9 protein-coding genes are annotated in these 12,363 nt (G+C 68.0%); all 9 read right to left on the bottom strand.

Features of this window, described 5'->3' with window-relative positions; translation table 11 throughout:
- Positions 1-64: 64 nt before the first annotated feature.
- The 9 genes from IXW21_RS04610 to IXW21_RS04570 all read right to left on the bottom strand — a co-directional run bounded on the left by IXW21_RS04610 (position 65) and on the right by IXW21_RS04570 (position 12,244).
- Entirely contained in the window at positions 65-1,549 is a 1,485-nt protein-coding gene (locus tag IXW21_RS04610) for a radical SAM domain-containing protein (protein WP_194763086.1), read from the bottom strand.
- 152 nt (positions 1,550-1,701) lie between these two features.
- Positions 1,702-3,822, bottom strand: coding sequence for a heavy metal translocating P-type ATPase (locus IXW21_RS04605; protein WP_194763210.1), 2,121 nt, complete (start codon positions 3,820-3,822; stop codon positions 1,702-1,704).
- Between the two features lie 70 nt (positions 3,823-3,892).
- Positions 3,893-6,160 (bottom strand): heavy metal translocating P-type ATPase, encoded by a 2,268-nt coding sequence (locus IXW21_RS04600; RefSeq protein ID WP_194763085.1) that lies wholly within the window; start codon positions 6,158-6,160, stop codon positions 3,893-3,895.
- Between the two features lie 69 nt (positions 6,161-6,229).
- Positions 6,230-7,192 (bottom strand): heavy-metal-associated domain-containing protein, encoded by a 963-nt coding sequence (locus IXW21_RS04595; RefSeq protein ID WP_194763084.1) that lies wholly within the window; start codon positions 7,190-7,192, stop codon positions 6,230-6,232.
- A complete protein-coding gene (locus tag IXW21_RS04590) occupies positions 7,189-7,401 on the bottom strand; it encodes a heavy-metal-associated domain-containing protein (protein ID WP_079113876.1) in 213 nt (70 codons plus the stop codon). Before IXW21_RS04590 ends, IXW21_RS04595 begins: the two co-directional genes overlap by 4 nt.
- A gap of 135 nt (positions 7,402-7,536) precedes the next feature.
- A complete protein-coding gene (locus IXW21_RS04585) occupies positions 7,537-9,045 on the bottom strand; it encodes a glycoside hydrolase family 32 protein (RefSeq protein ID WP_194763083.1) in 1,509 nt (502 codons plus the stop codon).
- Between the two features lie 36 nt (positions 9,046-9,081).
- Positions 9,082-9,915 carry a carbohydrate ABC transporter permease gene (locus IXW21_RS04580; protein ID WP_194763082.1) on the bottom strand — a complete coding sequence of 278 codons (834 nt, stop codon included), beginning with the start codon at positions 9,913-9,915 and terminating at the stop codon, positions 9,082-9,084.
- An 8-nt stretch (positions 9,916-9,923) separates the two neighbouring features.
- Positions 9,924-10,862, bottom strand: a complete 939-nt coding sequence (locus IXW21_RS04575) for a carbohydrate ABC transporter permease (RefSeq protein WP_228528165.1) — start codon at positions 10,860-10,862, stop codon at positions 9,924-9,926.
- Positions 10,862-12,244 (bottom strand): extracellular solute-binding protein, encoded by a 1,383-nt coding sequence (locus IXW21_RS04570; protein ID WP_194763081.1) that lies wholly within the window; start codon positions 12,242-12,244, stop codon positions 10,862-10,864. Before IXW21_RS04570 ends, IXW21_RS04575 begins: the two co-directional genes overlap by 1 nt.
- Positions 12,245-12,363: the final 119 nt, after the last annotated feature.

Below are 12,363 nucleotides of genomic sequence, written 5' to 3'. Positions count from 1 at the left end.
GCCCGAGGCGCCATCATCGACCGACACGGCCCGGCGACAGGCCCGGCTCGGCGACCGACACGGCTCAGTGAGTCGCGGCGCGGGCCGTCCCCGTCTCGCGGACGCCCGTGAGACCGGAGGGACGCGAGACGACCTGCGGCGCAGCGCCGTCGCGCACGGACGGGAGTGGCAGCAGGCGACGCAGCTCGATGTTCTCGATCGGGTCGAGAACCGAGTGCTGCACGCACGCCGGAACCAGGCGCCCGTCCTCCGGATGCGCCATCGCGTACATGCACGAGCCGAGGCGCTCCTGGGTCTCCTTGAGCAGCGGGTCGTCGGCGACGATGCCCTGCTCCATGAGCTTCCATGCGGGGTCGACCTGCTCGGCATCCATGAAGTTGTGCACGACGAACGTCTTGAACGAGACCTTGCCGCGGCGCGCTTCACGCAGCACCCGGCGCAGTCCACCGGCGCGCCGGAGCACGCGGCGGGCGAGACCGATGAGCGGAGGGATGTCGCCCGGGTGGCCGGCGATCGCGCGCACGACCTTCACCACGAGCACCGGCTTCGGGATGCCGCCGAAGATCATGCCGCCGAAGTGGTCGAGGAATCGGTCGCGCGCCGCGATGTCCTTCGGGTCGTCGGGGTCGAGCAGGGCGGCGAACCCGCCGCCGACACGCACGCCGACCGTCGAGCGGTTGCACCGAGGGTCGCCGAACTGGGTGGCCTGCCAGGGCAGCTTGTGCCCCGCGCCCGCCTCGATCCGCTCCCACACGGCGTCGATCGTGACCTCGCCGAAGTCCTCGCGCCAGCGCCGGTCGTCGCCGATGAAGGCAGCGGGCTGGAACGACATCATGTCGAACGGCATCTCGAGCACGTCGCGGGTGACCTGCTCGACCTCGTCGACATTCGACGGCGTCACGGTCATGTTGTGCGCGAGGTAGCTGTCGACGCCATGATCGCGCTTGAGGTCGATGAACATCTGCGCGAACTTCTCGCGGAACGGGTTGAGCTCGGCCTCGCTGTGCGGCCGTACCGCACCCGTGCGACCCCTCATGAGCGAGTCGAAGTGAGCGGCGAACGACACCTTGTCGAACCTCGGCTTTCGATCCTCGTCGAGCACCACATCGAGCAGGTAGTCGTATTCGAAGTCGCCGTGGGTCATCGACATCGGCTCGCGGCCGACCGCGCGCATGGCGAGAAGCGCCTGCGCGTGATCTTCAGCCGACAACAGGCTGACTTCGCCGCCGATCAGCTGCGCGTGGGCCCGCGGGCCCCGGATCTGTCGCAGGTACGACATCTGACGCGCGACGTTGTCAATCGTGTGGTCGCCGTCGATGCGCACCTTGTTGGCGTCAGCCGAGTGGTAGCAGGGCGAGCACGTGAGGTTGCACTTGGGGAAGACGCCGTGCGTTCCCTCGCATCCGACGGCACAGCGGCCGAGCAGCTGGTTCGGCGTCTTCGCGTGCTCGGGCAGCTCCGACCAGCGGATGGCGAGAGCGCGGCGGGTCTCGGGATGGATCGGGCGCGTCTCGAGCTCGATCCGCTTGAGTGTCTGTGCGAGTCCCATGGGCTTCCTCTCGACCAGGCGAGCGTCCGCACCGTCGACGGGCTCGATGTCCGAGAGTTGTTCGACGCCGAACCGATCTCGGATTGCATCCGATTCTCGCACCAACGTCTGCACTGCCGCACAGATGTCACGACATCTCTGCGATCAGTTCCTCACCGCCCCAGAACGGCCCGGACGCTCGCATCGGGAGACAGATCGATGCGCCGCAGGAGCTGCGCATTGAGAGCGACGACGATCGTCGACAGCGACATCAGCACGGCTCCGACCGACATGGGCAGGACGAATCCGACGGGCGCCAGGATGCCGGCGGCGAGCGGCACCGAGATCAGGTTGTACCCGGCCGCCCACCAGAGGTTCTGCGTCATCTTGCGGTAGGCGGCACGGGAGAGCTCGATCACGGAGACCACCGAGCGGGGGTCGGAGCTCGCGAGTATCACTCCGGCCGAGGCGATGGCCACGTCGGTGCCGGCGCCGATCGCGATGCCGACGTCGGCCTGAGCGAGAGCGGGGGCGTCGTTGACGCCGTCGCCGACCATCGCGACCTTCTTGCCCTCGGCCTGCAGCTCCTTGACCTTCGCGGACTTGTCTTCGGGGCGCACCCCGGCGAACACCCGGTCGATGCCGAGCTCCGCCGCCACGGCTTCTGCGACGGCCTCGGCATCTCCGGTGATCATGACCACTTCGACTCCGAGACGGTGCAGTGCGTCGACAGCGTCGCGAGACTCCGGGCGCACCTCGTCGGCGAGCTTCAGCCCTCCCGCCACCTGCCCGTCGACGGTCACGTGCAGGATGATGGCGCCCTCGCCTCGCCATGCGTCTGCGGCGGCGATGTCTCGGCCTCCGACCTCGTCGAGGAGCTTCGGCCCGCCCACACGGATCTCGCTGCCGTCGACGGTGGCGGTCACTCCCACCGCCGGAGACGACGTGAAGCCCGAGGCCTTCGACAGCGTCAGGCCTCTGTCTTCGGCGGCACGCACGATGGCGCGAGCCAGCGGATGCTCGCTGTCGGCCTCTGCGGATGCGGCGAGCGCGAGCAGGCGATCGGCGTCGATGCCACCGACCGGTTCGACGGCGGTCACGGTCGGGGCGCCCTTCGTCAACGTGCCCGTCTTGTCGAACAGCACGGCATCGACGGTGCGCATGCTCTCGAGCGCGAGGCGGTCCTTCACGAGCACACCGCCCCGGGCAGCGCGCTCTGTCGCGATCGACACGACCAGGGGGATCGCGAGACCGAGCGCATGCGGGCAGGCGATGACGAGCACGGTGATGCTGCGCACGACGGCGGCGTCAGGATCTCCGACGAGAGTCCACACGAGAGCGGTCAGTGCCGCCGAGACCAGGGCGAACCAGAACAGCAGCGCGGCTGCCCGATCGGCGATGCGCTGCGCCCGCGACGACGAGTTCTGCGCGTCGACCACGAGGCGCTGGATGCCAGCGAGGGCGGTGTCGTCGCCGGTGGCGGTGATCTCGACTCGCAGTCCCGAGTCGGTCGCGACCGTGCCCGCAGTCACCGTGTCGCCCGTCGTGCGGGTGACGGGGCGGGACTCGCCCGTCACCATCGACTCATCCATCGCGGCGGTCCCGTCGATGATGCGACCGTCGGCCGGAACGCTCGCTCCGGGGCGGATGACGACGACATCGCCGACAACGAGGTCGGCGGGTGCGACCGTGACGATCTCGTCGCCGTCGATCCGTTCGGCCTCGTCTGGAAGCAGAGCGGCGAGGGAATCGAGCGCAGAGGTCGTCTGCGCGAGCGACCTCATCTCGATCCAGTGCCCCAGCAGCATGATGACGATGAGCAGCGCGAGCTCCCACCAGAACTCGAGCTCGTGGTGGAGGATCCCGAGGGTCGCGCCCCACGAGGCGAAGAACGCGACGGTGATCGCGAGGGCGATCAGCAGCATCATCCCCGGCGTGCGCGCCCTGAGTTCGCCGATCGCACCCGAGAGGAACGGCCATCCGCCCCACGCGTACATGACGGTGCCGAGCACGGGAGAGATGAACCGCGCCCAGTCGGCGACCTCGTAGCCGAAGATCATCGCGAACATCGGCGAGAACGCCACCACCGGCACCGCGATGACGAGGTCGATCCAGAACAGGCGCCGGAACTGGCCGACGTGGTCGCCGTGCCCGGCGTGACCACCGTGCCCCTCGTGCCCGGCATGTCCCTCGTGCCCGGAGTGTCCCTCGTGACCTCCGTCTGCGTCCTGAGCGTGGTGATCGTGAGTGACGTGCTGGTCGCCGGCGCTTCCCTCGGCGTGGTGCGTGCTCATCATGAACGCTGTCTCCCGTGTCGGGTGTGGATCTCAGTGTCTCTCTTCGGGGTGCGCGATATCGCCCGGGTCACCGCGGGATGACACTCCGGAACCCCCGCAGGCGCAGGCTGTTGCCGACGACGAAGACGCTCGACAGTGCCATCGCCGCGCCGGCGAGCATGGGGTTGAGCATTCCGAGCGCGGCGACCGGGATGGCCGCGACGTTGTAGGCGAAGGCCCAGAACAGGTTGGTCTTGATGGTTCCGAGCGTCCTGCGCGAGAGGCGGATCGCGTCGACCGCGCTGCGCAGGTCTCCGCGGACCAGGGTGATGTCGGATGCTTCGATCGCGACGTCCGCCCCGGTGCCCATCGCGATGCCGAGGTCGGCCTGGGCGAGGGCGGGGGCGTCGTTGACGCCGTCGCCGATCATCGCGACGGTCTTGCCCTCGCGCTGCAACCGCGTGACGACGTCGACCTTGTCCTTCGGGAGGACCTCGGCGAAGACCTCGTCGATGCCCACCTCGGCCGCGATCCGCCTGGCGACCGCGTCGTTGTCTCCGGTGAGCAGGATGGGGGTCAACCCGATCGCCGTGAACTGAGCGATCGCTTCGGCGCTGCTGGGCTTCACCGTGTCGGCCACGACCAGGATGCCGCGCGCCTGGCCGTCCCAGCCCACAGCCACGACCGTCTTGCCCTCGCCCTCGGCGCGGGCCTTCGTCGACGCGAGCTCGGGGCTCAGCGTCTGCGACCACTCGGCGAGGAGCGAATCCCGGCCGACGAGCACGGCGTGACCGTCGACGATCCCCTGCACTCCCTTGCCCTCGATGTTCGCGAAGTCCTCTGGCATCGGCAGGGTCCCGACCTCCTGCGTCGCACCCTTGGCGATCGCCTGGGCGATCGGGTGCTCCGAGGCATCCTCCAGCGCACCGGCCAGCCGCAGGAGTTCCGCGCGGTCGGTGCCGGCTTCGACGACCACGTCGACGAGCGTCATCCTGCCGCTGGTCACCGTCCCGGTCTTGTCGAGCACGACGGTGTCGATCCTGCGGGTCGACTCCAGCACCTCCGGCCCCTTGATGAGCACTCCCATCTGTGCACCGCGCCCGGTGCCGACGAGCAGCGCAGTGGGCGTCGCGAGACCGAGCGCGCACGGGCAGGCGATCACGAGCACGGCCACCGCCGCGGTGAATGCCGCGCTCACGGGGAACCCCGCGCCGAGCCAGCCGCCCAGCGCGACGACGGCTATCACGATCACGATCGGCACGAAGACGCCCGAGATCCTGTCGGCGAGACGCTGCACCTCGGCCTTCCCGGTCTGAGCGTCCTCGACGAGCTGGGCCATCTGCGCCAGCTGGGTGTCGGAGCCGATCCGGGTCGCACGAACCACGAGCCGCCCGCCGACGTTGGTCGTGGCGCCGGTGACGGTGTCGCCCTCGGCGACCTCGACCGGCACCGCTTCACCGGTGAGCATCGATGCGTCGACGGCCGAGGTGCCCGAGACCACCACGCCGTCGGTCGCGATCTTCTCGCCCGGCCGCACGACGAACTGGTCTCCCACCCGCAGATCCTCGACCGGGATCTTCGTCTCCACGCCACCGCGCAGCACGGCGACGTCCTTCGCGCCGAGCTCGAGCAGCGCGCGCAGCGCGGCACCCGCCTGCTTCTTCGACCGCTTCTCGAAGTAGCGTCCGGCGAGGATGAACATCGTCACGCCGGCGCCGACCTCGAGGTAGATGTTCGCGGCCCCGTCGGAGGGGGCCAGTGCGAACTCGAACGGGTGCGTCATGCCGGGGGTGCCGGCCGTGCCGAAGAACAGCGCGTAGAGCGACCACAGGAATGCGGCCGATGTGCCCAGGGAGATGAGCGTGTCCATCGTCGCGGTGCCGTGCCTGAGGTTCATCCATGCGGCCCGGTGGAACGGCCACGCCGCCCAGAGGATCACCGGGGCCGCGAGTGCGAGCGAGGCCCACTGCCAGTAGGTGAACTGCAGCGCCGGGATCATGGCCATCGCGATCACCGGCACCGTCAGCACGATCGCACCGATCAGGCGGTTGCGCAGCGACCGCAGCTCAGGGTCTGCGGTGCCCTCACCGGCGGAGGCGGCATCGTTCTTCGAGCCCTTCGGTGCGGGGATCGACGCCGAGTACCCCGTTTTCTCGACCTCTGCGATCAGCGCCGCCGGATCGTACCCGTCCGGCACGGTGACCTTCGCCTTCTCGGTCGCATAGTTGACGGTCGCCACGACACCATCGAGCTTGTTCAGCTTCTTCTCGATCCGCATCGCGCAGGAGGCGCAGGTCATGCCGCCTATCTCCAGTTCGACTCCGGTCCCTGCGTTCGCAGGTGCTGACGTGCTCATGTTCGTTCCTTCTCTGGCTTGCATCTGTGGGCCGCAGCGATCAGCTGCGGCAGGGGCGACGGCTGACGGTCAATGCCCGTCGTCGTGCGAATCGCCCTCGTTTTCGGTCACGCCCTGCGCCTGAGCGGCATCGAGCACGAACTCGGCCGTGTGCACCGTGCCGTCCACCTGGAAGTCCAGGTACAGCAGGTACCGCCCCGCGGTCGGGGCCTCTGCGGCGAACGCGATCTCGGGCCCCGACGTCTCGCCCGCTTCGGGCTCATCACCCGCGGCGTGCACGTGCAGATACGCGAGGTCGCCGTCGCGCAGCGCCACGAGGTGTCCGAACGCGCCGAGATACGGCTCCAGGGCGGTGACCGGGCGACCGTCCTGTGCGACCGTCACAGTGAGATCGCTCGCCGCTCCTGCTTCGAGGTCGCCGTCGAGCGAGACCGTGAAGCCATCGACCTCCGCGACGCGGGTCGGCTGCGGCGCGACGGGTGCGAACTCACCCGCCACCTGGACAGTGCGCGTGAGAGTGAGCGACGCAGCATCCGCCTGGGCCGGGGTGAAGTCCGCGAAGACGCGGTAGGTTCCGGCATCTGTCCACTCCCAGGGAAGCGACCACGTTCCCGTGGCCTCGTCGAGCACCGGATGGACGTGTCGGAACCGGCTCCCGTCTGAGCGCACAACGATCAGGTGCAGATCCTTGTCGTGCGCCGTCGCGTAGTCCGTGACGGGGACGCCGGCGGCGTCTTCGATCCGGAATGCCAGTGCACCGGGTTCGCCCGGGGATGCCGGCGCCTCGATCGGCGACAGCACATATCGGTCGAGACCGAGCGACAGGCCTTTCAGGTCGTCTGCAGCGGCACTCGCCGCGTCATCCGCGCCGACAGCACTCTCGGCGTGACCATTGTGATCGTCCACTTCCGCACCCTTCGTCCAGTCGCTGACCGCGCTCGCGGGAACGATGACGCCGGCGAGCCCGAAGGCCGCGCCGAACGCCACCACGAGGCCCGCCCCGAAGAGGCCGAGCCGTGCGCCGGCGTTCATGCCGTCCGCACCGCCGAATAGCCTGCCTCTGCGACGGCGGCCAGGACCTGCGCATCGTCGACCGACGTCGAGCCGGTGACGACGAGCTTTCCGGTCTGGGCGCTCACCTGGACGTCTTCGACGCCGGGGATCTCGGAGACCTCTTCGCGCACCGACATCTCGCAGTGCCCGCAGGTCATGCCCGTCACCTGGAACTCGTTCTTCGTCATCATGTCTCCATCCCTCGTTCTAGTACCCCTGGGGGGTATTGAGAACAAGCGTATACCCTCTTGGGGTATTCCTCCGCGATGGGTCGATGACTTCGCGCGACCGCAGCTGTCGCGCGCGAGGCCGGTGCCGCTACCTCAGCACGCCTCCTCTGCGACGGCGACGCGCACCTCGCGCAGCGTTCCCCCCACGGCCGCCAGCGAACAGGCGCGACGCGAGGAGGCGGGGATCAACGCGGTGAGCACCCGATCGCCGTCCTCCGCGAACAGCTCGAGCGATGCCACCCGGTCGTTCAGCGCGTCGATCCAGATCTCCCAGGCGACCTCGCCCGCACACGCGACGGGCATCGACATCGACCCGCCCACCCCCGCAGGCGGAACCACGTCGGGGCGAACGACGTCGATGCGCCCGCTCGCGTGGCTCTGCCGGATGACGACCTCGCCGGCATCCCCGGCCCCGATGCGGAGTTCGACGCTGTCGGCGTCTCCGAAGGTCGCCGTGACTCGGATCCGCACCGCATCCGGCAGCCCAGCATCCACAGCGACACGACCCGTCAGCGAGCCGAGCTCGGTGATCTCGTCGGCCCCGACCTCGATCGCCGGCGCCTGCCGCAGACGCACCGCGCCGCTGCAGTCGCGGGTGAGCGAGAGCCTGCGGGGAAGTGTCATCGCGCTGCGGTACTCGGATGAGTCATCGTGCGGGATGCTGCCGGCGTACCGCCAGTTGTCCATCCAGGCGATCAGCGTGCGTTCGTGCGCGGCGAGGCCGTCGAACGTGACGCCGGCGTAGCAGTCGGGGCCGAAGTCGATCCAGCCGAACGCCTCGAGCTCGTCACGCGACTGGCTGCGCTCGACCAGGAGTTCGGGCGCGGGAGTCGGGAGGGGCGCAGTCGGCCGGAAGGTCGTGCCGTCGAACTCGCCCACGACGCAGTGGGTTCCCGAGCCGCCGGCGATGCCTCCCGGGTTGAGGCTGATGAGCAGCACCCACCGCGCATCGTCCTCATCGCCGTCGACCGCCAGCCTGAACATGTCCGGGCACTCCCAGACCCCGCCGACGGGGCCGGCCGGACCATAGGACGACAGATAGGTCCACGTCTTGAGGTCGTCGGAACGGTGGAACAGCACCTGGCGGTCCTCCGCCTCGACCGCGACCATGACCCAGTAGCCCTCGCCCCCGTCGTCGTAGCGGAACACCTTCGGATCGCGGAAGTCGCTCGTGCCCCGGTCGAGCACCGGGTTCCCCCGATACTTCGTCCAGACGTATCCGCCGTCGGTGCTGTACGCGAGAGCCTGCGCCTGGTGCCCGTTCGCGGCCGCCGTGTAGAGCGCCACCAGCGGAGGCTCCTCGGCCGTGCCGAACCCTGAGGTGTTGCCGTGATCGACCACGATGGAGCCGGAGTAGATCTGCTCCGTGTCGTCCCAGAGGATCGCCGGCTCGTGCTCGGTCCATCGCGCGAGATCGGTGCTCGTCGCGTGGCCCCAGCTGAGGTGGGCGTGCTCGCTGCCCTGCGGGTTGTACTGGAAGTACAGGTGGTACAGACCGTCGTGGAAGACGAGACCGTTCGGATCGTTCATCCAGTTGTTGCGCGGAGCGAAGTGCAGTCGTGGGCTCAGGGTGCGGACCGGGGGAAGGTCAGTGGGGGTCACCGGGGCAGTCGTCTTTCTACTTGATGGGGGCGTGCGTCATTTGCCGACGCCCGCCGTGAGTCCTTCGCGCAGAGGCTTCTGCCCGAAGAAGAACACCAGGAGTGCGGGGATCATCGAGAGGATCACACCGGCGAGCACCGTCGAGACGCTGCCGGTGCCGAGGTTGCCCTGCAGCGTCACCAGGCCGAGTGGCAGCGTGAAGTTCTGATCGCTGATGGTCATGATGAGAGGTCGGAAGAACTCGTTCCAGTGATAGTTGAAGGCGAGGATGCCGACGATCGCGAGCCCGGGGGTGGCCAGCGGCAGATAGACGCCGAAGAACGTGCGCCAGGGCCCGGCCCCGTCGAGCTGCGCGGCCTCACCCAGCTCGGTCGGGATGCCCATGAAGTACTGCCGCATCAGGAACGTGCCGAAAGCGGTGGGAAGCGCAGGCACGATGAGAGCGAGGAGGGTGTCGGCGAGCCCCATGCCCCTCACCAGCATGAACACGGGGACGATCGTCACCTGCAGCGGAACCATCATCGTCGCGAGGATCAGCGCGAACATCAGCTTCTTGTGACGGAACTCGAACTTCGCGAAGACGTAGCCGGCCATCGCGGCGGAGAGCATCTGGCCGGCGGCGACCAGCAGCACCACCAGGGCGCTGTTCCACGCGTAGAGCCAGATCGGGATCTTGGTGAAGACGTCGGCGAAGGCTCCGAAACCCACGTTGACCTCTTTGGTCACGCTGTCGGTCGGCGACAGCGCCGTGATCAGGGTCCAGACGACGGGCCCGAGGGTCAGTAGTGCCGCGAGTCCGAGCAGGGCGAACTTGCCGCCCGTGCCGAGCGTGTAGAGCCAGGAGCGCTTCGTAACCACTGTCGTTGTCATGATGGGCCTCACCCGTAGAAGACGAATCGGCGGCTCAGCCGGAACTGGATGGCCGTGACGAGCATGATCAGAAGGGTCAGCACGATGCCGATGGCCGACGCTCCACCGAAATCGAGCTGTCGGAACGCGGACTCGTAGATCACCATCACGGCCGTGCGGGTCTCGTCACCGGGGCCACCGCGGGTCAGCACCCACGGCTGGTCGAAGATCTGCAGGGCGTTGATGATCGCCATGACGGATGCCACGAGCAGCGTCGGACTCACCAGAGGCAGCGTGATCATCCGGAACTGGGTCCATCCCGCCGCACCGTCGAGGGCGGATGCCTCATAGACCTCACTCGGGATCGCGGCGAGCCCGCCGATGAAGAGCAGGAACGTGAACCCGAAGTTCTGCCACACGTAGACCAGGAGCACCACGACCTTCGCGCCGAGTCCGGTCGTCAACCACCCGACATCCGCGATGCCGATCAGGTTCAACGTCTGATTCACCAGGCCGAACTCCTGGTTGAACAGGTACGCCATGATCAGCGAGACGGAGGCCGCCGACAGGATCAGCGGGAAGAACAGCGCCGACCGGAAGAAGGTGCGCAGCCAGTTCGGCATCTTCGACTGCACGAGCACCGCGAGCACCAGTGCGACCCCGAGCTGCAGGATGACGGCGACGACGACGAAGCCGATGGTGTTCAGGAACGACACGCTCACCGTCGGGTTGGCCGCCAGATCGACGAAGTTGTCGAACCCGACGAAGACCGGGTCAGAGATGATGTCCCAGCGGAAGAAGGCCAGGACGAACGATCCGATGATCGGGACGAAGTTGAACAGCCCGAGCCCGATGAGGGTGGGCGCCAGGAAGCACCAGATGATCGATCGTCCCGAGCGGGCGACCGTGCCGGTCTCGCGCCGGAATCCCGGCGGCACGGTGAGAGTGCGGGTGGTGTTCTCGGACATCAGTTTCCCCCCAGCGCGAGCTCGAGATCTCGCTGCATGGTCTCGAGCCCTCGGCGGACGCCGGATGGGCCGTTCGTGATGGTCGACACCACGTTCTTGAGCAGAGCGGACTCGACGGCGGCCTGCTGCGGAGGCGCCGGCATCGGACCGGTGTCGGGGAACTTGTCGAGAGTGTCGTAGAAGACCTCCCAGTGCGCAGGCCCCACCCCCGCGCCATAGAGCTCGGCGTTGAGGGAGCGACGAGGGAGTGACGAGTCGGGCTTCGGGTGGGCGATCGTCATGCCCTCGACCGAGACGCAGTACTTGAGCCACTCCCATGCCTCGTCCTTGCGGGGCGAGGTCTCCATGATCGCGTAGCCGCCCGCCCCGAACTGGTGCCGTTGCCCCGCCATCCTCGGGAAGTAGGTCACGTCGTAGGCGTCGTTCGCGACGCCCGCCTCTTCGAGGCCGCTGACCCAGAAGCCTCCCGCGGGGGTCATCCCGACCGAGCCCGTGGAGAACAGGGAGACCAGCTCGTTTCCGCCACCCTGTGCGGGGTTCGCGGCGAGCCCCTCCGAGACCATGCGCTCGAGCACCGAGAAGCTCTCGATCGCGTGCTCGTTGAGCGCGTCGGCCTGCTTCCACACGTAGCCGCCGCTGCGGGCCGCCTGGTCGGGATAGAAGCGGTCCCACAGCCAGTCGCCGCCGCTCGCCTTCTCCTCGTGCAGGAAGCTGGTGTTGTTGACGTACAGCCAGGGGACGACGCCGCCCCACAGCCGGTTGTTCCAGAAGTACGGCAGGAACTGCCCCGAAGCGCTCTTCTTCATCGCACGGGCGGTGCCGAGGAAGTCCTCCAGCGTCCAGTTGTCGGCGGGGCGTTCCAGCCCCGCGCGGTCCATCGCCGTCGTGCTGTAGAAGACGTTCGCCGCATTGAAGTTGTCGGGCATCTGGAACAGGCTGCCCTGGTACATGAACGCCTCGATGAGGGTCGGGTTCACGTCGTCGAAGTACTCCTGCATCTCCGACGCGTCGCGGCGCACATACTCGTCGAGAGGATGCGCGAGGCGTGATGCGAAGAGCTGCGCCCCCTCGGTCGCGACCGTGACGACGTCGGGCGGCGTGCCCGCGGCGATCATCGTGAGGATCTTCGCGAAGTACTCGCTCCAGTCCTGTCCTTGAATGGCCACGATGCGCACGGTGATGCCGGGGTGCTTGCGCTGGAAGCCGTCGACCAGCGCCTGACGCGCCACGGCGTCCTGCGCGGTGCCGAAGAGGGCGACGGTCAGAGTGTCTGTGCCGCGGCCGGGGATGTCGGCTCCGGTGAGTCTCGGCCACGAGACGACGGTGCCCACGATGCCCAGACCGATCGCGCCGAGCAGAGCCCTGCGAGTGAGATCAACCACGATGTTCTCTCCTGAGTGAATGACTTCAGAGCGAGGGAATCGAGTCCCGCCCATGAAGCTAAATTGATTCAGCATCGCCGAGGTTAGCATCGTCGATCGAGGGCCGCAACGATTTTGCT

This window comes from Microbacterium sp. UFMG61 (assembly GCF_015354505.1).
Lineage (GTDB): Bacteria > Actinomycetota > Actinomycetes > Actinomycetales > Microbacteriaceae > Microbacterium.
Note: the sequence above shows the minus strand (reverse complement) of the source record. Positions and strands in the feature narration are given on the sequence as shown.